General features: G+C 68.2%; 18 protein-coding genes. 4 read left to right on the top strand and 14 right to left on the bottom strand.

The genetic code is table 11. The features are described 5' to 3' along the window. Positions 1-24: 24 nt before the first annotated feature. From ACQR1H_RS24435 to ACQR1H_RS24420, 4 genes are all read right to left on the bottom strand, one after another. Positions 25-1,035: a chlorophyllide a reductase iron protein subunit X gene (locus ACQR1H_RS24435; protein ID WP_315803440.1), complete on the bottom strand. Its 1,011-nt coding sequence runs from the start codon at positions 1,033-1,035 to the stop codon at positions 25-27. After that, complete coding sequence (bchC, locus tag ACQR1H_RS24430; protein WP_315803439.1) at positions 1,032-1,973, bottom strand: chlorophyll synthesis pathway protein BchC; 942 nt, start codon at positions 1,971-1,973, stop codon at positions 1,032-1,034. Before bchC ends, ACQR1H_RS24435 begins: the two co-directional genes overlap by 4 nt. A gap of 89 nt (positions 1,974-2,062) precedes the next feature. Next, positions 2,063-3,205: a methyltransferase gene (locus ACQR1H_RS24425; protein WP_316183300.1), complete on the bottom strand. Its 1,143-nt coding sequence runs from the start codon at positions 3,203-3,205 to the stop codon at positions 2,063-2,065. Between the two features lie 527 nt (positions 3,206-3,732). Next, complete coding sequence (locus tag ACQR1H_RS24420) at positions 3,733-4,602, bottom strand: polyprenyl synthetase family protein (RefSeq protein ID WP_315803437.1); 870 nt, start codon at positions 4,600-4,602, stop codon at positions 3,733-3,735. 122 nt (positions 4,603-4,724) lie between these two features. On the opposite strand from ACQR1H_RS24420, the gene crtD reads away from it, so the two are divergent. Both crtD and ACQR1H_RS24410 read left to right on the top strand, forming a co-directional pair. After that, positions 4,725-6,254, top strand: a complete 1,530-nt coding sequence (gene crtD / locus ACQR1H_RS24415; RefSeq protein ID WP_434908308.1) for a 1-hydroxycarotenoid 3,4-desaturase CrtD — start codon at positions 4,725-4,727, stop codon at positions 6,252-6,254. Positions 6,255-6,274: 20 nt separating this feature from the next. Beyond that, a complete protein-coding gene (locus ACQR1H_RS24410; RefSeq protein WP_434908307.1) occupies positions 6,275-7,114 on the top strand; it encodes a hydratase in 840 nt (279 codons plus the stop codon). 782 nt (positions 7,115-7,896) lie between these two features. On the opposite strand, the gene ACQR1H_RS24405 is transcribed toward ACQR1H_RS24410, so the two are convergent. The 10 genes from ACQR1H_RS24405 to hutI all read right to left on the bottom strand — a co-directional run bounded on the left by ACQR1H_RS24405 (position 7,897) and on the right by hutI (position 20,139). Next, positions 7,897-8,040, bottom strand: a complete 144-nt coding sequence (locus ACQR1H_RS24405; RefSeq protein WP_315803434.1) for a hypothetical protein — start codon at positions 8,038-8,040, stop codon at positions 7,897-7,899. Between the two features lie 117 nt (positions 8,041-8,157). Further along, complete coding sequence (locus ACQR1H_RS24400; protein ID WP_434908306.1) at positions 8,158-9,198, bottom strand: phytoene/squalene synthase family protein; 1,041 nt, start codon at positions 9,196-9,198, stop codon at positions 8,158-8,160. Then, positions 9,195-10,733, bottom strand: a complete 1,539-nt coding sequence (locus ACQR1H_RS24395) for a phytoene desaturase (protein WP_434908305.1) — start codon at positions 10,731-10,733, stop codon at positions 9,195-9,197. Before ACQR1H_RS24395 ends, ACQR1H_RS24400 begins: the two co-directional genes overlap by 4 nt. A 52-nt stretch (positions 10,734-10,785) precedes the next feature. Then, a complete protein-coding gene (gene bchO, locus ACQR1H_RS24390; protein ID WP_434900121.1) occupies positions 10,786-11,691 on the bottom strand; it encodes an alpha/beta fold hydrolase BchO in 906 nt (301 codons plus the stop codon). 33 nt (positions 11,692-11,724) lie between these two features. After that, the gene (locus ACQR1H_RS24385) at positions 11,725-12,693 is read right to left on the bottom strand and encodes an alpha/beta fold hydrolase (protein WP_434908304.1); all 969 of its coding nucleotides are present in this window, start codon (positions 12,691-12,693) and stop codon (positions 11,725-11,727) included. Positions 12,694-12,829: 136 nt separating this feature from the next. Next, complete coding sequence (locus ACQR1H_RS24380) at positions 12,830-14,572, bottom strand: magnesium chelatase subunit D (RefSeq protein WP_434908303.1); 1,743 nt, start codon at positions 14,570-14,572, stop codon at positions 12,830-12,832. After that, positions 14,569-15,615 (bottom strand): magnesium chelatase ATPase subunit I, encoded by a 1,047-nt coding sequence (bchI, locus tag ACQR1H_RS24375; RefSeq protein WP_434845583.1) that lies wholly within the window; start codon positions 15,613-15,615, stop codon positions 14,569-14,571. The genes ACQR1H_RS24380 and bchI overlap by 4 nt, the downstream gene beginning before the upstream one ends. Before the next feature lie 85 nt (positions 15,616-15,700). After that, positions 15,701-17,371: a urocanate hydratase gene (hutU, locus tag ACQR1H_RS24370; RefSeq protein ID WP_434908302.1), complete on the bottom strand. Its 1,671-nt coding sequence runs from the start codon at positions 17,369-17,371 to the stop codon at positions 15,701-15,703. A 9-nt stretch (positions 17,372-17,380) separates the two neighbouring features. Beyond that, positions 17,381-18,928, bottom strand: coding sequence for a histidine ammonia-lyase (gene hutH, locus ACQR1H_RS24365; protein ID WP_434908301.1), 1,548 nt, complete (start codon positions 18,926-18,928; stop codon positions 17,381-17,383). Next, positions 18,925-20,139, bottom strand: a complete 1,215-nt coding sequence (hutI, locus tag ACQR1H_RS24360) for an imidazolonepropionase (RefSeq protein WP_434908300.1) — start codon at positions 20,137-20,139, stop codon at positions 18,925-18,927. The genes hutH and hutI overlap by 4 nt, the downstream gene beginning before the upstream one ends. A gap of 88 nt (positions 20,140-20,227) precedes the next feature. On the opposite strand from hutI, the gene ACQR1H_RS24355 reads away from it, so the two are divergent. Next, positions 20,228-21,586 carry a formimidoylglutamate deiminase gene (locus tag ACQR1H_RS24355; RefSeq protein WP_434908299.1) on the top strand — a complete coding sequence of 453 codons (1,359 nt, stop codon included), beginning with the start codon at positions 20,228-20,230 and terminating at the stop codon, positions 21,584-21,586. Next, positions 21,583-22,320 (top strand): histidine utilization repressor, encoded by a 738-nt coding sequence (gene hutC, locus ACQR1H_RS24350; RefSeq protein ID WP_315803423.1) that lies wholly within the window; start codon positions 21,583-21,585, stop codon positions 22,318-22,320. Before ACQR1H_RS24355 ends, hutC begins: the two co-directional genes overlap by 4 nt. The last annotated feature ends 71 nt before the right edge of the window (positions 22,321-22,391 follow it).

Here is a 22,391-nt window from a genome sequence, read left to right as displayed (position 1 = left end):
CATTCCGCTCGCCGACCGATCCCATCACACGCTGTCGTAGATCACTTCGAGCGACGGCTTGGCCACTGCGGTGCTGCCGCACATGTCCTCGAGCGTCGCCTGCTCCAGCACCACGTCGCGCCCGACCTCCGAGGCCTTGAACAGCCCGAGAAGACCGTCATGCGTCAGCGGATGCGGATGCCGCGGCGGCGCCTCGGCGACGTTCTGGGCGAGGTGCTCAAACAGCGCCGCCCAGGGCGTGCCGGGGCGGCCGATGATCTGATAGCTCGCGCTCTTGCGGCGGATGTCGTCGTCGGCCGGGATCGAGGCCAGCACCGGAATGCCGGCGGCTTCCGCGAACGCCGCAGCCTCGCCGGTGCCGTCGTCCTTGTTGATGACGATGCCGGCGACGCCGACATTGCCACCGAGCTTGCGGAAATACTCGACCGCCGAGCAGACATTGTTGGCGACGTAGAGCGACTGCAGGTCGTTGGAGCCGACGATGATCACCTTCTGGCACATGTCGCGCGCGATCGGCAGGCCGAAGCCGCCGCAGACGACGTCGCCGAGGAAGTCCAGCAGCACATAGTCGAAGCCCCAATCGTGGAAGCCGAGCTTCTCGATCAGCTCGAAGCCATGGATGATGCCGCGTCCGCCGCAGCCGCGGCCGACCTCGGGCCCGCCGAGCTCCATCGCGAACACGCCGTCGCGCTTGAAGCAGACGTCGCCGATCTTGACCTCCTCGCCGGCGAGCTTCTTCTTCGACGAGGTCTCGAGGATGGTCGGGCAGGCCCGGCCGCCGAACAGCAGCGAGGTGGTGTCGCTCTTCGGATCGCAGCCGATCAGCAGCACCTTCTTGCCCTGCTGCGCCATCATGTAGGACAGGTTGGCGAGCGTGAAGCTCTTGCCGATGCCGCCCTTGCCGTAGATCGCGATGATCTGCGTGGCCTTCTTCGGCGCAGCCGTCACCGGCGCATCCGGCTCGATCGCGGCCTCGGCACGCAAGGCATCCGTCATCGCGGCAAGATTGGCGGTGATCTTGGTCGGGGCGTTCATGCGGCAGCTCTCCAGTCCAGGACCATCTTGAGACATGAGGGATCGTCGAACGCGGTCTGGTAGGCACTCTCCGCGGACAAGGCGTCGGCGTGGTGCGTGATCAGCCCGTCCAGCGACAGCCGACCGGTGTCGATGAGATTGCGCACCGCGAGCAGATCCTCGTGCGTCCATTCGGCGGCGACGCGGATCGCCGCCTCGCGCATGAAGGCCGGCGGGTAGGAGAAGGAGAGCGGCGCGCTGTAGAAGCCGGCGAGGATGATCTCGCCACGTGGCGCCAGGCGAGCAATGAGGCTGTCGAGCAGGCCGGCATCGCCGCTGGCATCGAAGATCAGCCGATAGTCGGGTCTGCTGTCCTCTGAGGGATCGATGACGCGATAGCCCGTCGCACCAACGGCGCGCTCCGGATTGCTTTCCCACACCACGGGCGGATCGCCGCCCATCGCCACGATCAGCCGCGCCAGCAGACGGCCGAGCACGCCATGGCCGACGACGCATTCGGCCTGGCCGTCACCACCGATCTGCAATGCATGATAGGCGGTGGCCGCCAGTGCCAGCAGCACGCCGCGCTGGCCCGTCGTCTCATCGATCGCAACAAGGCGCTGTGCGGGAACGTTGAGACGCGAGGCGGCGGCGCCAAACAGGCTCCTGACCTCGCCGAAGCAGCGCGCCGCGCCCGGCACGAACACGCGCTCGCCCTTGCGAAAACCGGAGTTTGGCGCGGCGCGCGCGACGCGGCCCACCGCCTCGTAGCCCGGTACGAGCGGATAGCCCATGCCCGGGAAGGACGGCATCCGTCCCTCGTACAGCAGCCGCTCGGTGCCGGTGCTGATCGCGCTCCATTCGATGTCGACGGTCAGGCAGTCCGGGGCATCCGCCAGCTGCAGCTGTTGCAGCGACAACTCCCTCGGCCTCCCCAGTACGACGGCGATCGCGTCCATAGCCCAACTCCCCGGCGACGCCCGCTTAGTTACGGATGTGAGGTTAGTCCGACTATGGAGAGTGTCAATATATATTTACAGTTTGAGTGTCAGCTTTTCGCGACAATCACGCTGGCGATCAGCGGGATCCGGGTGCGAAGCACTCGCACCTGCGAAAAACCCGCCGCGTGGAGCAGCTCGCGCAAGCGGGCGGGGCTGCGCGGCCGCCCCTGCCCCATCGCGCGCAGATAGATCTCGAAATAGGCGCTGACGCCATCGCTGCCGCCGGCCGCCTCGCGCATCGGCTCGCCCAGCAGCAGCACGCCATCGTCAGGCAGCGCGGCGCGCAGCTTCGCGAGCAACCGCGCCACGGCCTCGTCGTCGTGATCGTGCACGACCCGAATCAGCGAGATCACGTCCGCTCCGGTCGGGAGCGCATCGTCGTAGAAGCTGCCGGCCGTGATCGTGACACGATCGGCCAGCCCGGCCTTGGCGAGACGCTCCTGCGCGATCGCGGCGACCTCCGGCAGATCGAACAGCTTGAGCTGCAGCTGCGGCGCAGCCCGCGCGGCGGCGGTCAGGAAGCTGCCGTCGCCACCGCCGACATCGAGCAGGCAACGGTGGCCACTCAAGGGATAGGCTGCGAGGACGACGTCCGCGATCATCGGCTGCGACGCCGCCATCAGCGCCGTGTAGGGCGCGACGCTGTCGCGTGTCAGCGCATCGCCGGTCTTGTCCAGCGCATACGGCCAGTACTGCGCGAGCCGGCGCTCGCGGTCCTGTCCGCGCAGCAGCGCCACGGGATCGGTGAGATCGGCATACAGCGCGGCGTGATGTCGAACCATGGCGGCGATGCCGGGATTGCCGAGCAGCGCCGCGCCGAGCGGCCCGAGCCCGTAGCACGCACCGCGGCGCTCGAGCAGCTGAAGCGCGGACGCCGCCTCGCACAAGCTCTCCATCGCGGCCTCGGGCACCACCGCGCGCGACGCCAGCGCCGCGAGATCGCACGGCCCGGCGCGCAACGTCTCGAACAGATCGAGCTGCACGCAAGCCGCCAGCGTCTGCGAATAGACGAACCCTGCGCACAGGTCGAACAGCTCCGCCGCCCGCCTGCGCGCAATCGGCCGCGTCAACGGAAACGCCGACGCCCAGCGCTGGAACGCCGCACTCGCGAGCAGCGCGTCGCGCCAGCCGCGCCAGCGATCAATGAGGCTGATCGGGGGCGGAGTGTCGTGGCGGACGACGGTCGACACGGATCAATGCTCCAGTCGGCGGGCAATAGCGCATCGACGCGCACCACTGCCCACCCTCCCCTGGAGGACAGGGCAATCGCATGTGGCGATCGCCGTTTTGTGCTCGTCTCTCTCCACGTCGTCATGGCCGGGCTTGTCCCGGCCATCCACGTCGGCCGGCATGCTGAGAGCGACGTGGATGCCCGGGACAAGCCCGGGCATGACGGAGTAACTAACTTGCAGGATCGTTCGTCGCGACAGCCCGGAATTTCCACATGCGATTGCCCTCCCCTGAAGGGGGAGGGTCACCGCGCGCAACGCGCGCGGTGGGGTGGGGTGAGCCCGGAAACAGGTGAGGATGGGTCGAGGCAACATCAGGTTTGCCGGCACCGGCGCCCGCGAAGCCATCAGCACCACAGGCGCGGACAGTCCGTCACCCCACCCCGCCGCGCATGCCGCTGCGCGCATGCTCGGCGCCCCTCCCCCTCCAGGGGAGGGTGGGCACTGTGCGCGCGGCGCGAGCGTTGCCATTCAACGCGGCCGAAACATCACGCCGCCGACGCCGCCAGGCGGCGCGGCACCAGGCGCTTGGCTTCCTGCTCCATGAGCATGCGCAGCTCGTGCGCGTGGGCGCAGGGCGGCATGGTGCGGATGCCGTCGGCGACGAGATCGTGCAGATAGCTGACGGCGCCGGTGAGCCCATAGATCAGTACAGCGTTGGGCCGGCCATGCGCGGCGTCCTGGCCGACGGGCTTGCCCGCCTCCTCTTCATCGCTGGCGGCATCGCGGATGTCGTCGGCGACCTGATAGGCCTCGCCGATGGTCTCGCCCAGCGTGCGCCACGCCTCCGGATTCTCATGCCCCGCTGCAGCGGCGCCCGACACAGTGGCCGCCGCAAACAGCGCGCCCGTCTTGGAGCGGTGATAGCGCGACAGGTCGATCTGCGGCTCGCACTCCCAGGCTTGCCCGGCCGAGATGCCATGCGGCACGCCGACGGCATCGCCGATGGTCGCGATCAGCTGCGCCAGCCGCAGCGGCGAGCAGCGCGACTTGGCGAGCGTCTGGAATGCGAGCACGATCAGCGCATCGCCCGCGAGCACCGCGAGCGGCTCGCCGAACGCGGCATGCACCGAGGGCCGCCCGCGTCGCAGCGCCGCGTTGTCGAAGCACGGCAGATCGTCATGCACCAGCGAGGCGCAGTGCAGCAGCTCGATCGCGGATCCCGCCGCATCGGTCGCGGCCGGCTCGTCGTCGCCGCAGGCGCTGGCCACCGCATGACAGAGCCGCGGACGAACCCGCGCCCCCTTGGGAAACACCGCGGCCTGCATGGCGGCCGAGAGGCGCGGCGGGCATCCGGGCCGGTCGGCCAGGGCGACCGCTGTGACGAGGGATTTCTCGATCCGGGCCATCACGTCCATGCCAGCCTCCCCTGCCGCGAGGCCCATGCCGGTCCTCGCCTATGTAAATTTCAACTTACACCCATACTGTAAATCATGCTAGACATTTCCTGCGTCAGGCCGAGCGGACAGGAGCACAAGCGATGGCCGATCACCGCGTGATCGTGGTTGGCGCCGGCATCGCCGGCCTCAGCGCCGCGCTCACCCTCGCCGCGCGTGGCGCCGAGGTGACCGTGATCGAGCGCGCCGCCGCGCCTGGCGGCAAGATGCGCCAGATCGCGATCGGCCCTGCCCGGATCGACTCCGGCCCCACCGTGTTCACGATGCGCTGGGTGTTCGACGAGCTGTTTGCGGAGCTCGGCACGGCGCTCGAGGATCATCTCACGTTGACGCCGCTCGACATCCTCGCGCGCCACGCCTGGACCGACCGCAGCCGGCTCGATCTGTTCGCCGATGAGGAGCGATCGGCCGATGCCATCGGCCATTTCGCCGGGCGCAGCGAGGCCGAGGGCTATCGCGCGTTCTGCCGCGATGCTCGCCGCATCTTCGAGGTGCTCAGGGATCCCTTCATCCGCACCCCGGCGCCGAGCATGACGCATCTGCTGCGCAATGCCGGCTTCCGCGATCTCACGGCGATCCGTCCGTTCCAGACGCTGTGGAAGGCGCTCGGGGGCTATTTCCGCGATGCCCGACTGCAGCAGTTGTTCGGCCGCTACGCGACCTATTGCGGCTCGTCGCCCTTCCATGCGCCGGCGACGCTGATGCTGGTCGCCCATGTCGAGCAGGCCGGCGTCTGGCTGATCGACGGCGGCATGCATGAGCTCGCCGCGTGCCTCGCGGCGCTGGCGCGGCGCCACGGCGTCAGCATCCGCTATGACGCCGAGGTCGCCGGCATCGTTACGAGCGCCAGTCGCGCCGCGGGCGTACGGCTCGCGACCGGTGAGCAGATCACCGCCGACGCGGTGATTGCGACGGCCGATGTCGCCGCGCTGGCGCAGGGGCTGTTTGGCGCGGACGCCGCGCGCGCGCTGCCGGCGATCCCGCAGGCCGCGCGCTCGCTCTCGGCGATGACCTGGAGCTGCCTCGCGCGGGCCGACGGCTTTCCGCTGGTGCGGCACAACGTGTTCTTCTCGCGCGACTACCGCGCCGAGTTCGATCAGCTGATCGACCGCCGCGCGATGCCGGCCGAGCCCACCGTCTATGTCTGCGCGCAGGATCGCGACGACCAGCCGCGCGAGGCCGGCGGCAACGAGCCGCTGTTCGTCCTGATCAACGCGCCCGCGTCAGGTGATCATCATCGCTTCGCTCCCTCGGAGATCAGCCAATGTGCCCGCCAGACCTTCGACCTGTTGCAGCGCTGCGGCCTCAGCATCGCGACGACGCCGGAATTGACCCGCGTGACAACGCCGACGGACTTCAACCGGATGTTTCCTGGCACGGGGGGCGCGCTGTACGGCCGCAGCTCGCACGGCTGGATGGCATCGTTCCAGCGGCCGGGCGCGCCGACCAGGCTGCCGGGGCTCTACGTGGCGGGGGGCAGCGCGCATCCGGGACCGGGCGTGCCGATGGCGGCGCTGTCGGGCCGGATGGCCGCTGCGCGGGCGATCGCGGACCTTGCTTCGACCGCATTGTCCCGGACCACGGCTATGCGTGGTGGTATGTCGACGCGCTGAGTGATGACGGCCGCTTCGGCATGACGCTCATCGCCTTCGTCGGCAGCGTGTTCTCGCCGTACTACGCGTGGGTGCGGCGGCGGGGAGCGGCTGATCCCGAAAATCACTGTGCGCTCAACGTTGCGCTCTATGGCGCGCGCGCGCGGCGCTGGGCCATGACCGAGCGCGGACGCGGCGCAATCACGCGCGAGCCTGCGAGCCTCGGGCTCGGTCCGAGCAGCCTCGCCTGGAACGGCCGCGAGCTCACCATCGAGATCAGCGAGGTCAGCGTGCCCTGGCCGCTGCCGCTGCGCGGTCGCGTCCGCGTCGTGCCGACGGCGCTGAACGAGATCGCGTTCACGCTCGATACCGAGGGACGCCACCGCTGGCAGCCGATCGCGCCATGCTGCCGCGTGTCGGTCGATTTCGATCATCCGGATCTGCGCTGGCGCGGCGACGGCTATTTCGACATCAACCATGGCGATGCGCCGCTGGAGCGCGACTTCCAGAGCTGGCAATGGTCGCGCGCGGCGACGCGCACCGGCACCGTGATCTCCTATGACACCGTCGCACGCGACGGCGCCGATGCGTCGCTCGCGCTGCACGTCGACCCCGCGGGCCGTCTGGAATCGATCACGCCGCTCGCGGAGGCGCCTTTGCGCAAGACGCTGTGGCGCGTCGACCGCAGCGCCCGCGCCGACGCCGACGCACCGGTGCGCGTCGTGAACACGCTGGAGGACGCCCCGTTCTACGCGCGCTCCCATCTCGCCGCCCGTCTGCACGGCGAGGATGTCGCGGTGATGCATGAGAGCCTGTCGCTCGACCGCTTCCAGATGCCGATCGTGCAGGCCATGCTGCCGTTCCGGATGCCGCGGTGGTGAGGGCCGGAGAGGACGAGGTTGATCAAGAGGCCGATAAGAACGCAAACGCTTCGCCCCAGGGCGTGTGCTTTCGCGACAAACCAACAGGTGTCGTCCCGGACAAGCCGTGACGCGCCCCAGCGCGTCACGGCGCCGATCCGGGATCCATACGCCGCGGCCTTAATGATGGGCAAAATGCCAATAGCCAGCCTGCCTCAAACCGCTCCCTGGGGGTATGGGTCCCGGCGTTCGCTGGGACGACGACTGAGAACATGGCGCCGACTTCCGATAAAAATAAATCTCTTGCGATTTTTCGTGAATCATGATTATCTCCGCGCATCCCGCCTCACTGCAGAGGGGCGTAGCGCGCGATCGTCACGACACGCGAGGTGGGGATGCGATGGCCGCGATTTTGCCGCAGCGTGTCTTCGGATGCGCGGACGAACGGCAGCTTGCGGACGTGAAATCGCAGCGTCCTGATACCCCGACGCTGGTATCAAGCCGCGATGGCGCTGATGTGCCGCGTGGTGATGGTGGCCAACAAGCCCGGCGCACCAGGGAGACTGCGTATAAGCGTGAAGACCGTCGCGCAGGGAATGCCGGTTGAACCGGCTTTGCCTGTGGTACCTGCCGCCTGCATTTTTTCTGCAGGCGGGCCATGGGTGGGGCCTTCACCCGGCATTCCCTGCGCCCTCTGCACTCTCGCGAGGGACGACCTGATCGCAAAGCTCGGGCAACATCTGCCGCGAGAACGCGAAGCTATGTCGATCGCTGTTTGAGACGTGAATCCGCCTCCCCCCACCCTACCGCTTCTCCGCTTCGCGCTCCCTGGCCTCGCGCTCGGCGCGCTGGCGGTCGAGGCGGCGGCCCTGCCATTCGAGCACGAGCCAGCCGGCGATGCACATCGCGACGACGACGAATTCGAGCAGGCCCCCCATCTCGCTCATGGCGCGTCACTCGCGGGTCTGACCTTGGCCTTCCGCATCTGAGCGTCTCACGCGCGACTTTCCGAGCGCTGCAATCCGCGCCGGCCGCCTTACCGTCATGCCGACGACCTCGCCTCGCTACGACGACCGCCCCGAGCGCAACAACTGATCGCGTCGCTCCAGGCGCTCGAACAGGTCGAGCACCCACAGCGCGCGATCGTGAACAGTCCGGCGCGGCGGCGCGATCGCGTGCGGGCGCTGCGCATCCGCCGCGACGACCGCCTCGATCAAAATGCGCGCCTCCGGCCGCGGCGGCGCCAGCGACGGCTGCTCCTGCAGCAGCGACATCACCGCGGCCTTGCCGAGAAGCTGCAGCTTGCGCGGCATCGAGACGAATGCGCGCCGCGACAGCGAATCGAATTCGGCACGTGCGACCTCGCGGCCGATCTCGGCATAGATCAGCCGCGCCGCATGGATGCCGGGCCGGCAACTCCACGGCAGATCGGCGATGCCTGCGGAAGCGCGCGCATAGAACACGTCGGCGACTGCGAGCAGTCGCGCGGTGACCCGGCCGATGCGGTCGTCGAAGAACGGCGCGGCACGCCAGGTCTCGATATCGAGGCCCGCCTCGCGCAGCCATTGCCGCGGCAGATAGAGCCGGCCAGCGTGCGCGTCCTCGCCGACATCGCGGGCAATGTTGGTGAGCTGCATGGCGATGCCGAGGTCGCAGGCGCGTCCGATCGTCCCGGCCTCGCGCCGGTTCATCAAGAGCGACATCATCACGCCGACCGTGCCGGCGACGCGCACGGCATAGGCGAGCACGTCGCTCAGGGTCTCATAGCGGCGGCCCTGGGCGTCCCAGGCGAGCCCTTCGAGCAGCGCCTCCGGCAGCGCGCGCGGAATCGTGAAATGCGCCACGACGCCGGCCAGCGCGCGATCGACGGGACTGTCGTCCGGCGTGCCATCATAGATCCGGTCGAGCCGTTCGTGCAGCAGCTCGACGGCGTCGACGCGGCGGCCGGGCCCGTCGATCGCATCATCGGCCTCGCGGCAGAACGCGTAGAGCGCGACGGCGGGATCGCCGACCGCGCGGGGCAGCACTTTCGAGGCGGCAAAGAACGTCTTCGATCCGCCCCGCAACATCCGCCGACAGATCGCAATGTCCGTTTGCCAGCTCATCGCCGCTCCAGCTCATGCGGCGCGGGCACGAGATCATCGAGCACACGCGCCGAGGACAGCACGCCCGGCAGGCCGGCGCCGGGATGGGTGCCCGCGCCGACCAGATAGAGCCGCTCGACCTCTTCGCTCTTGTTGTGCGGCCGGAACCAGGCGCTCTGCATCAGCACCGGCTCGAGCCCGAACGCCGCGCCGCGATAGGACGACAGGCGATGCTCGAAATCATCGGGCGTCAGCAGCCGCGACGTGACGAGCTGGCCGGCAAGGTCCGGCAGCAGCGTGTCGCTCAGCGCGGCCTCGATCCGCTTGCGGAACGGCTCGGCGGCCGCACGCCAGTCGATGCCGCTCTGCTGATGCGGCACCGGCGACAGCACGTAGAAGGCATCGCAGCCATCGGGCGCCAGCGACGGATCGGTCGCGGTCGGCCGGTGCAGATAGAGGCTGAAATCATCCGCCAGGACCTTGCGGCGGAAGATGTCGTCGAGCAGGTCGTGATAGCGCGGGCCGAGCAGGATGGTGTGATGCTGAACGTCGTCGTAGCGGCGCTTCGTGCCGAAATACCAGACGAACAGGCTCATCGAATAGCGCGCACGGTCGATGCGCGCATCGGTCCAGCGCCGGCGCGACACGCTCGGCAGCAGATGCTTGTAGGTCCAGGCCGCGCAGCCATTGGACACCACGACGTCCGCCGCGATCGTCTCGCCGGAGGCGAGTCGCACGCCGGTGGCGGCGCCGTTCCTGGTCGTGATCTCCGCGACGGGGGTCGAACAGCGCACCGCACCGCCCTGCCCCTCGATCAGGTCGACGAGTCCCTCGACGAGCGCGCCGGTGCCCCCCATCGCAAAGTGCACGCCCCAGCGCCGCTCGAGATAGGCGATCAGGCAGTAGATCGACGTGGTCGTGAACGGGTTGCCGCCGATCAGCAGCGGATGGAAGCTGAGGATGATGCGCAGCCGCTCGTCGCGGACATAGTGCGAGACGAGGCCATAGACCGAGCGAAAGCTCTGCAGCTTGATCATCGCCGGCGCGATCTTGGCCATGTCCATGAACGACAGGAACGGCACGTCGCCAAGCTCCTCGAAGCCCTTTCTGAAGATCGCCTCGCTCGCCTTCATGAAGCGCTCGTAGCCGTCGACGTCGCCGGGCGACAGCCGCGCCACCTCGGCGCGCATCTCGGCCGGGTCGCCCGAGCAGTCGAACACGGTGCCGTCGTCGAACCGGATGCGATAGAACGGCGAGATCGGCTTGAGCGTGACGTCGTCGGACATCCTCCGACCGCACAGCTGCCATAGCTCCTCGAACAGGAACGGCGCGGTGACGATGGTCGGGCCGGCATCGAAGGTGAAGCCGTCCTGGCGATGCACATAGGCGCGGCCGCCGGGCGCGTCGAGCTGCTCGTAGACGGTGACGCGATAGCCGCGCGCACCGAGCCGGACCGCTGCGGCGAGGCCGCCGAAGCCGGAGCCGATCACGACCGCATGCGGCCGGTCTCCGAGCGCAGCCGGGACAGCGGCCTTGATGGTGGAGACGTCGAGCATGGGCGAAAGCGTAAATTGAAACTGACGTTTTCGCTAGCCAAAAAATGTCAATCTAGTTTGACATTTCCTGCTGCACCGCGAGCACGCCGGCGCGCTCGGCGGCGTTGACGATCAGGCCCGCAATCCTCGCCGGCTGCTCCTCATGGGCCAAATGACCAAGGCCATCAATGAGTTCGAGCTGCGCCTGAGGCACCGATTGCTGGACGCGACGCGCGACGTCTGGCGGAATGGCACGGTCATGCGCGGCCGCGACCAGAAGCAGCGCGGTCTTCAACCGCGGCAGCTCGCGCCCAAGCGGATGCAGGTCCCAGTTCGCCATCATTTCGAGCGCGGCGCCGACATGGCCGGGGCTGCCGACCAGCCGCCGATACAGCCGCTCGCCTGTCGCGTCGATCGTCGAGCCGGTCCCCTTCAGCAGCCGATGCACCGCCGCCGGATCGCGGCCCCGCCAGGCGAACAGCCGCGGCACCAGCGGATTGAGCGCCATCATCTTGGCGAGCGGCGACAGGAACTGCGCGGCCGCGCCGCCGAACGGCAGAAAGGCGCCGTTGAGGCTGACGATCAGCTTCGGCGTGATCAGGCCATCGAGCGTCATGCGGGTCAGGATCGCCGCGCCCGCGGAATGGCCGATCGCGATTTCAGGCGCGATCGCAAGCTTCTCGCAGAGGCCAGCGAGATCGCGCGACATGCCGTCGAGCGACAGCCGCCGCCAATGCGGCGTGGAGGTGAAGCCGTGGCCGGAGAGATCCGGCGCGACGACGGTGAAGTGCCTGGCGAGCAGCGGCGCGAGATCGCGCCAGGAATGGGTCGCGGCACCGGTGCCGTGGGCGAGCAGCGCGACTGGCCCCTCGCCCATGATCTGAACGTGCCAGCGCAGGCCCGCGGCCTCGACGAAGCGACTGGCCACGCGGTTGGGCCAGTCGCTGCCGTCGACGCTCCAGTTCGGCTTGTCGCTCATGCCGGCCCACGCGGTTGGACGCCGCCGGCACCGTCAACGATCGGCCGCGCGCGTCAGGAAATCATCATAGCTGGCAACGACTTTATCAAGCTGTTCGAAATGCGGCATTGCCCCGGTCTGCATCACCTCGATCCGCCAGTTGGGCAGAGCCTCGACGGCGTGCTTGCCGTGATAGTCGACGAAATCGCCGCGCACGCCATGCACCATCCAGACCGGCATCGCCAGTGCCTGGTAGAGCTTCACGGCATTGGTGCTGAACAGATAGCCGGAGACGAACGAATACGGCGCGTTCTCGGCGCCGGGCTGGTGCGTGGTGATGTAGTCGTATTCCAAAAGGCCCTCGTCGATGTCCTTGCGACCAAAGGTCTTCTGCAGGAAAAAACGAATGCTGGCGCGCGAGGTCAGCAGGGTGAAGAATCCGTGCTTCCACAGGGAGACGTTGAGGATGTTGCGCACCCACGGCATGGCGCGGGTCGTGTCCTTGTTGCCAGCCGTCTTGGCCGCGGCCTCGGCGCGGCGATCGAAGCCGGTCGGGCTGAGCAGCGCCAAGGTGCGAAACAGGTTCGGCGCCTCGGTGCCGGCGCGCGCGGCGAACTCGCAGCCGAGCGACAGCGCGATGGCGTCGATCGCGGCGTCGCCATGACGGCGGCGAATCTCGTTCGCCGCGAGCAGGATGGCGTCGGTCATGATGCGCGGTGTGTAGATGCGATCGGCACGGTCGGACAGGCCGAAGCCCGGCAGATCGAGCGCATAGACGGGACGCGTCTGGCGGTAGTGCTCGAACAGCGGCTTCATCTCGTAGGCCGTCGCCGCGGCGTTGACGCTGTGAATGAGCAACAGCGGCCGTCGATCGCCCGGCGCCGCCGGGCCATCGCCATAGCAGGTGATGCGTCCGACGCGCGCATCCGTAAGTTCGAAGCGCGGCGCGGACAACGGCGGGGGCATCGTGACCACGCCCGGAGCAGAGGCATGATCACTCTGTGTGGTCGAAGCGACCTGCATGGCGTGCTCCTGTCTGGCTTTTTCCTGCGGATAGCAGAGTCCACCACTGCCGACCGACCGGGACGAGCATAGCGATGACCGAACGTCTTGTCAGTCACCGTTGGAACGCCGCTTGACGCCGCGGGTTCCAGCGCCGTCAGCCGCGGCCGGCTTGCGCCATGACGGCCTGCGACAACCGTGCGGCATCGGCATGAGGCAGCGCGACGTAACGCGCTTGCATCGCACCGGCGAGCTGCGCGGCCTTGTCCTGCGGGCGAGGCGAGGAATCGACCAGCACGACCGGAATGCCGGTCAGCGCGAGCTGCTTCGCAGCGACCAGCGCCTCCGCCTCGGCCTCGCTGCGGCCGCCGCCATCGCGCGCGACATTGGCCCGGCCGTCGGTCATCAGCACGATGGTCGGCGCCTGGCCCTTGGCCTTCACGGCGAGCGCGAGCTCGGTCGCGGCGAAGATCGCCGCCGACAGCGGCGTGCCGCCGCCGCCGGGCAGCGCCGCGAGACTGCGCTTGGCGCGCGTCAGCGAGCGCGTCGGCGGCAGCAAGAGCTCGGCGCCCTTGCCGCGAAACGCGATCAGCGCGACCTCGTCGCGGCGGATGTAGCATTCGGCGAGCAGCAGCTCGACCGCGCCCTTGACTTCGGCAAGGCGCTGCAAGGCCGACGAGCCGGAGGCATCGACGACGAAGATCGTCGTGGTGCCCGAGCGCTGCTTGAAGCGGGTGATGCGAATGTCGTCCTTGTGCACGATCAGCCGGCCGCTCTTGCCGGAACGTTGCGTCCGCCGCCGCAGCGGCTGCCACGGCGCTGCCGCGCGCAAGGTCTCGAGCACGTTGAGCCGCGCCCCGGCGCGCCATTCGCCGCGTCGCGCGCCGATCGGACGGCCGCGCTTCGGCGCCTTCTGAGCGGTGCCCTGCTTGCTGACGCTGCTGCTGCGGAAACGGGTGGCGCGTTCCTCCTGCAGCCGCTTCAGCAGGTCGAGTGGAATGGCCGCCTGCGCCGCTTCGAGCACGCGATCCTCGAGCGGACCGTTCTCGCTGCGGTCGTCGTCCTCACTCTCGGCCGACTCATTCTCGGGCTCCGGCGCCTCGCTGTTCTCGGTCTCGTCATCCGCTGCAGGCAGCCGGGTGGCGCGCGGCGCCAGCACCAGCCGCGCGGCGCAGGCGACGTGCGAGTCTGCGACTTCGACCTTGCCATCAAGCGCCGCTGCGATGCGCGCGACGCGACAGGCGAGCAACGGCGCGCGCAGCGAGTCGATGCCGAGCGCACAGGCCGTCGTCGTCAGCGCCGCGATCGCCTCGTCCGGCAAACGGACCTGCGGCAGCAGCGCACGCGCTGCTGCGATGTCGGACGAGTCGAACAGGCTCTCGCCGAGATCGACGCGCGCAACTTTGCTGAGATCGAGATGGCAGGCCAGGCGGTCGGCCAAGGCAGGCGACACGCGCTCATCACCGATGCCCTCGTCGAGTGCAATCAGTCCGAGCCGAGCCGGCGCGCGCAGCGACATGCCATCGCGCTCGATGCTGATAGCCCCGGTGTCGAGGGCAACACAGAGATGTGCGACCGTCGACTGCGACATGCGCTCGGCCATCACGGCGATCAGCCCGCCGCCATCGGCATCGGCGAGCAGCCCACGTTGCAGCACCGGCCGCCCCGCCTGCAAGGTCGCGGCAAGATCGAGGCCGCCAAGCAGGCGATCGTCGGAGATCGACGGCGGCAGCTTGCGCAAAGGCGTCGACGACGGCATCAATTCGTGCAACAGATCGAGCCACTGATCGCGCACCGGGCCGGCGCCCGCACGCAACAGCACCGACGCAGCCGCCGGATCGATCGCCGCCAGCGCAGCCGCGATCATCGCATCGGCCCAGATCGCGGCGCCGTCGCTCACGATGCGAACAGCTCATTGAGCGCGCGCTCGACGCGCACCGACGAGCCGGAATCGTCGAGCGGATTGCGCCTGAGGCGGTGCCGCAGCGCCATCGGCGCCACCGTCTTGAGATGGCCGTCATCGACCGCCTTAACGCCGTCCAGCGCCGCCGCGGCGCGCGCCGCACGCATCAAGGTGAGCTCGCCGCGCAGGCCATCGGTGCCGAGCGCCATGCACAGCCGCGCCGCCTGCTCCAGCTCGCGATCGGCGACTTTCACCGAGCCGATGTGCTCGCGCGCGGCCAGGATGCGCTTGCGCTGCTTGGCCTCCTCCTTCTCCCAATGCCCGACGAACGCCGTGGGATTTGTCTCGAACGCGTCACGCCGCTTGATCACCTCGATGCGCGTCGGCAGGTCAGCGGGCGTCTTGACCTCGACCGAGAGACCGAAGCGATCGAGCAGTTGCGGCCGCAGCTCGCCCTCCTCCGGATTACCGGTCCCGACCAGCACCACGCGCGCCGGATGGCGGATGCTGAGGCCATCGCGCTCGACGACGTTCTCGCCGGAGGCGGCGACGTCGAGCAGAAGATCGACGAGATGATCCTCCAGCAGATTGACCTCGTCGATATAGAGAAAGCCTCTGTTGGCGCGCGCAAGCAACCCCGGCTCGAACGATTTCTCGCCATGAGCCAGCGCACGCTCCAGATCGAGCGCGCCGACGACGCGGTCCTCGGTGGCCCCGAGCGGCAGGTCGATGACCGGAACCGGCACCTGATGCGCCTTCAACGCCGCCGGCTTTTTCGCCTTGCCGCTCGGCTTGGAGCGCGCGCGGCACGCGGCGCATTGCGCGGCGACGTCGGCCGGATCGCATTGATAGGGACAGCCGATCACGGCGCTCATCGGCGGCAAGAGCGCGGCGAGCGCGCGCACCGCGGTGGATTTTCCGGCGCCGCGATCGCCAAAGGCCAGCACGCCGCCAACCTTCGGATCGACGGCAGCGATCATCAGCGCCAGCTTCATCTCGTCCTGGCCGACGATGGCCGAGAACGGAAAGGCGATTCCCATGAGCGTCCCCTGCGCCGCGACGCGTTCCCGCCGCGTTGCCAGCATGAGACCACAATCAGGGGCCGCTCTTCAACCCATCAGCGCTTCAACGGACGAGGCTCGGCAGATCGAGACCATTGGCGTCGGCGCAGGCGATCGCGTCCTCATAGCCGGCATCGGCGTGGCGCATCACGCCGGTGGCCGGATCGTTCCACAGCACGCGCTCCAGCCGCCGCGCCGCGTCCGCCGTGCCGTCGGCGACGATCACCATGCCGGCATGCTGCGAATAGCCGATGCCGACGCCGCCGCCATGATGCAGCGACACCCAGGTGGCGCCGCTCGCACAATTGAGCAGTGCGTTGAGCAGCGGCCAATCCGACACGGCGTCGGAGCCGTCCTTCATCGCCTCAGTCTCGCGGTTCGGACTCGCCACCGAGCCGGAATCGAGATGGTCCCGGCCGATCACGATCGGCGCCTTCAATTCGCCGCGGGCCACCATCTCGTTGAAGGCAAGCCCGAGGCGATGGCGGTCGCCGAGCCCGACCCAGCAGATCCGCGCCGGCAGGCCCTGGAACTTGATGCGCTGCCTCGCCATGTCGAGCCAGTTGTGCAGATGCTTGTTGTCGGGCAGCAGCTCCTTCACCTTGGCGTCCGTCTTGTAGATGTCCTCGGGATCGCCGGACAAAGCCGCCCAGCGGAACGGGCCGATGCCGCGGCAGAACAGCGGACGGATATAGGCCGGCACGAAGCCCGGAAAGTCGAACGCATTGGCAAGGCCCATGTCCTTGGCCATCTGGCGGATGTTGTTGCCATAGTCGAGCGTCGGAATGCCCATGGCGTGAAAATCCAGCATGGCCTGGACGTGGCCGACCATCGACGTCTTGGACGCCAGCTCCACCGCCTTGGGATCAGACGCTCGCTTGGCCTCCCATTCGGCGAGCGTCCAACCCTTGGGCAGATAGCCGTTGATCGGATCGTGCGCGCTGGTCTGATCGGTGACGATGTCGGGACGGACGCCACGGCGCACCAGCTCCGGAAAGATCTCGGCGGCGTTGCCAAGCAGGCCGACGGACACCGCCTTCTTGGTGCTGGCAGCCTCGGCCATGAGCGCCAGGGCCTCGTCGAGCGAGGCGGCCTGGCGATCGAGATAGCCGGTGCGCAGCCGCATCTCGATGCGGCTCGGCTGGCATTCGACCGCGAGCATCGAAGCGCCAGCCATCGTCGCGGCCAATGGCTGCGCACCGCCCATGCCCCCGAGGCCAGCGGTCAGAATCCATTTGCCGGCGAGATCGCCATTGTAGTGGCGTCGGCCGACCTCGACGAAGGTCTCGTAGGTGCCCTGCACGATGCCCTGGCTGCCGATGTAGATCCAGGACCCCGCCGTCATCTGGCCGTACATCATCAGGCCCATTTTATCGAGCGCGTTGAAGTGATCGAGCGTCGCCCAATGCGGCACGATGTTGGAGTTGGCGATCAGGACGCGCGGCGCGTCCGGGTGCGTACGAAAGATGCCGACCGGCTTGCCGGACTGCACGACAAGCGTCTGATCGGCTTCGAGCTTGCGCAAGGAGGCAACGATGCGATCAAAGCTGTCCCAGTCGCGCGCGGCGCGGCCGATGCCGCCATAGACGATCAGTTCGCTGGGCTTCTCGGCCACGTCAGGATCGAGATTGTTCATCAGCATGCGCAGCGGCGCTTCGGTGAGCCAGCTCTTGGCGCTGATCTCGCTGCCATGGGGCGCGCGGATCACCCGCTCATTGTCCAGGCGTCGGTTCATGGGTCCCTCTCATCCAAGCTTGGGGAACGGATCGCGTCCGAGTGCATGCGTCGCAACCCCGGCCAGCACACCGCCGCTGACAAGCGCGGCGGCCTTGGCGAGATCGTCGGCCATGTAGCGGTCGTGCTCCAGCGCCGGCACATGCGCGCGAAGCGCGGCAATGACAGCAGACAGCGCCGCGCTGGTACTGTGCGGCGCTCGCAGCTCGATGCCTTGGGCGGCGACGAGCAGCTCGATGCCGATGATCGCAGCGAGATTGTCTGCCATGTCGTGCAGCCGCCGCGCCGCGTGCGCGGCCATCGAGACGTGATCTTCCTGATTGGCACTGGTCGGCGTGGAGTCGATCGAGCAGGGCAGCGCGCGCTGCTTGTTCTCGGCAAATAGCGCTGCCGCCGTCACCTCCGCGATCATGAAACCGGAATTGAGTCCGGGCTCCGGCGTCAGGAACGGCGGCAGGCCGAAATTCAGCGCGGGGTCGACCAGCGTCGCGATGCGCCGCTCGCTGATCGCGCCGAGCTCGGACAGCGCCAGCGCGATCTGATCGGCGGCAAACGCCACTGGCTCGGCGTGGAAATTGCCGCCCGAGATGATCTCGCCGGTCTCGACCAGCACCAGCGGATTGTCGGTGACGGCGTTGGCTTCCGTGACGAGCGTGCGCGCCGCCTGGGTGAGCAGATCGAGCGCCGCGCCGGCGACCTGCGGCTGGCACCGCAGGCAACACGGATCCTGCACGCGCTCGTCGCCTTCGAGATGCGATAAGCGGATATCGCTGCCGTCGAGCAGCACGGTCAGAACGCGGCCAGCCGCGATCTGCCCGGGATGGCCGCGTAGCGCCTGGATCTCAGGACGGAACGGCGCGGTCGACGCCATCGCGGCGTCAACCGACAGCGCGCCCGTCACCAGCGCCGCGTCGAGCAGATCATGCGCGCGGAAAAGGCCGGCGAGCGCATAGGCCGTCGAGAACTGCGTGCCGTTGATGAGCGCGAGCCCTTCCTTCGGTCCGAGCGTGAGCGGCGCAAGTCCGGCACACGCGAGCGCCTCGCGCCCGGGCACCAGCCGGCCGTCAAGAAAGGCCTGGCCTTCCCCGATCATGACCGCCGTCATATGCGCGAGCGGCGCGAGATCGCCTGACGCACCGACCGAGCCCTGCTGTGGCACAAACGGACACACACCCTGCGCCAGCATCGCCTGCAATTGCTCGATGATCTCGCGGCGCACGCCAGAGGCGCCGCGGCCGAGCGAGATGATTTTAAGCGCTATCATCAGCCGCACGACCGGCTCTGGCGTGGCGGGCCCGACACCACAGCAATGCGACAGGATCAGGTTGCGCTGGAGCTGTGCGGTCTGCTCCGGCGGGATGCGTTTCGAGGCGAGTTTGCCGAAGCCGGTGTTGATACCATAGACCGGCTCGGCGCCCTGCGCCGCCTTGGCGACGATGGCCGCGGCAGCGTCAACACGCGGCCAATAGGATGGATCGAGCGCAAGCGGCCCGCCCGCGTAGACGTGCGCGAGGTCGTCGAGACTGACGCGGCCGGGCGCCGCAACGATCGTGCTCATCGCCCTCTCCAGACGCGCTGATGAAGGGGATTGAAGCCCATGCGATAGACGATTTCAGCAGGACGGCCGATGTCCCATATCGCCAGATCGCACCGCTTGCCGGCTTCGAGCGTGCCGGTCTCGCCCAATACGCCCAAGGCACGCGCGCCTTCGCGCGTCACGCCGGCGATGCATTCGTCGACGGTCATCCGGAACAGCGTCGCCGCCATGTTCATGGCCAGCAACAAGGATGTCAGCGGCGACGAGCCGGGATTGCAGTCGGTCGCGAGCGCGAGCTTCGCGCCGTGCTTGCGGAACAGATCGACCTGCGGCTTCTGCGTCTCGCGGATGAAATAGAACGCGCCGGGCAGCAGCACGGCGACAGTGCCGCTCCGGGCCATCGCGGCCGCGCCAGCCTCGTCGGTATGCTCGAGATGATCGGCCGACAACGCGCCGAACTCGGCCGCAAGCGCCGCGCCGCCGAGATTGGAAAGCTGATCGGCATGTAGCTTGACCGGCAGACCGTGCATCTTGGCCGCGGCAAAGACACGCGTCGCCTGCGCCGCTGAGAAGGCGATGGTCTCCATGAAGGCATCGACGGCATCAGCGAGCCCGGACTTGGCGACTGCCGGCAGCATCTCGTTGCAGACGAGATCGATATAGCGATCCCTGTCGCCATCCGCTTCGACCGGCAGCGCATGAGCGCCGAGAAAGCTGGTGCGCACGGAGACGGGCCGCCTGCCACCGAGCGCGCGGGCTGCAGACAATTGCCGCAGCTCGGTCGCGGTCTCCAGGCCGTAGCCGGACTTGATCTCGATCGTGGTGACGCCCTCGGCGATCAGCGCATCGAGCCGCGGCATCGCGCTGGCGATGAGCGCTTCTTCGCTCGCGGCGCGCGTGGCGGCCACGGTGGACACGATGCCGCCGCCCGCCCGCGCGATCTCCTCATAGCTTGCGCCCGCCAGACGCAACTCGAACTCGTGAGCACGGTCGCCGCCGTAAATAAGATGCGTGTGGCAGTCGACGAGGCCCGGCGTGATCCAGCGGCCGTCGCATTCGATCAGCTCAGGCGCGTCAGCGTCGGCCGGGAAATCCGATTGCGGACCAGCAAAGACGATGCGGCCGTCGCGGGCAGCGACCACGCCCTGCTCGATCACGCCAAGACCAGCCGCGCTCTCGCGCAGCGTTGCCAGCCGCGCATTGCGCCAGATCCGGTCGAAACGCTCGGCCATGTTGCCTCCCACCTTCACGAAAGCTTGACGGGCGATATGTCTATACATAAACTCGCTTCCGCCGTTCTGTCCAGCGGGCTTATCAAACATGGCGTCACTGCACTTCGCATCCGCGCTTCTGCCCACGGGTTGGGCCGAGGACGTGCAGGTCGTCATCAGCAACGGCGCGATCGCGCAGGTCTCGGCGGGCGTGCCTCCGACCTCCGAAGACGAGCAACACGAGGTCGCGATCCCCGGCATCGCCAGTCTGCACAGCCACGCGTTCCAGCGCGGCATGGCCGGGCTTGCCGAGGTCAGCGGACATTCCACCGACACGTTCTGGACGTGGCGCGAGACGATGTACCGCTTCGCGCTGTCGATGCGTCCCGAGGATGTCGAGGCGGTCGCGACGCTGCTCTATGTCGAGATGCTTGAGCGCGGCTTCACGCGGGTCGGCGAATTCCATTATCTGCACCACGATCGCGACGGCACGCCTTACGCCGATATCGCCGAGATGGCGGTGCGCATCGCCGCGGCTGCCCAGACATCCGGAATCGGCCTGACGCTGCTGCCGAGCTTCTATGCGCATGGCGGCTTCGGCGGCGCGGCGCCGCATGACGGCCAGCGGCGCTTCATCTGCAATATCGATCAGTTTGCCACGCTGCTGACGGCCTCGCGCAAGGCCATCAGCTCGCTTCGTGGCGCCAATCTCGGCATCGCGCCGCACAGCCTGCGCGCTGTCGCACCGGATGAGTTGATGGCCCTGCTGCCGCTCGCGGACGGCGGCCCGATCCACATCCATGCCGCCGAGCAGGTCAAAGAGGTCGAGGAATGCCTCGCCTGGTCGAGCCGGCGTCCGGTGCAATGGCTGCTCGATCACCACACCGTCGATGCGCGCTGGTGCCTGATCCACGCCACGCACATGACGGCCGACGAAACGGCGGCGCTCGCGCGGAGCGGCGCGACGGCCGGCCTTTGCCCGATCACCGAAGCCAGCCTCGGCGACGGCATCTTCCCGGCGCGCGACTATCTGCGCGCGCACGGGCGCATTGGCGTGGGCACTGACTCGAACGTGCTGGTCGGCGTCAGCGACGAGTTGCGCCAGCTCGAATACGGTCAGCGGCTGACGCATCGCGAGCGCAACGTGCTGACGTCGGGCCCGCATGCGTCGACGGGCCGAACGCTGTTTGATGCCGCTCTCGCCGGCGGCGCTCAGGCGCTGGCGCAATCCAACGCCGGGCTCCAGGTCGGAGGCCGTGCCGATATCGTCACGTTTGATCTGTCGCATCCGTCGCTCGCAGGGCGGACGCAGGATGCGCTGCTCGACGGCTGGATCTTCGCGACATCGCACGACGCCATCGACTGTGTCTGGGCGAGCGGCGCCAAGGTCGTCCAGGGCGGCCATCATCGTTCGCGCGAGGCCGCCCGGCGCGGCTTCAACACGGCGGTGCGGAGGCTGCTCGCATGAGCCTCGCCGAGGATCGCGTCAAGCCGGGCGCCGGCACGCTCTACAAGACGATCCGCCAGGACATCGAGCGCCGCATCCTCACCGGCGAATGGCCGCCCGGACATCGTATCCCGTTCGAGCACGAGATCATGGCGCGCTACGGCTGCTCGCGCATGACCGTGAACAAGGCGCTCTCAGAGCTCGCCCAGGCCGACCTGATCGAACGACGACGTCGCGCCGGCACGTTCGTGCGGCGTCCGCAATTCCTGTCGGCGGTGCTGAAGATCCCCGACATCCGCGCCGAGATCGGCGCGCTCGGCCGCGCCTACGGCTATCAGTTGATCTCCTCGACCCGCCGCACGGCCAATGCTGCCGATCGCGAGCGGCTCGGCGTCAAGAAACCGTGCAAGGTGATTGCGATCCGCTGCCGGCACAGCGCCGACAACGTCCCGTTCGCAATCGAGGATCGCCTGATCGATCTCGACGCGGTGCCCGATGCGGCCAAGGCCGACTTCAAGATCGATCCGCCAGGCTCATGGCTGCTGCATCACGTGCCCTGGACCGAGGCTGAGCACGCGATCAGCGCCATCGTCGCCGACGATACAATTGCCGAAGGTCTCGACATCGCGACCGGCGCACCCTGCCTCGTGATCGAGCGCCACACCTGGCGCAAGGGGCAGCCGCTCACGGCTGTCAGGCTGATCTATCCCGGCGAGCAGCACCGCCTGGTAGCACGATTCAGGGGCAGCGAATGAGACGGCTCATGCGCGCCCGATCTGAGCACGGGATTTGCAAGCACGCATGCAAAGACAAGCGGAGATCGCAG

The sequence above is a fragment of the Bradyrhizobium sp. HKCCYLRH2015 genome (genome assembly GCF_051168215.1).
Lineage (GTDB): Bacteria > Pseudomonadota > Alphaproteobacteria > Rhizobiales > Xanthobacteraceae > Bradyrhizobium.
This window is presented reverse-complemented; position numbering and strand designations above follow the sequence as displayed.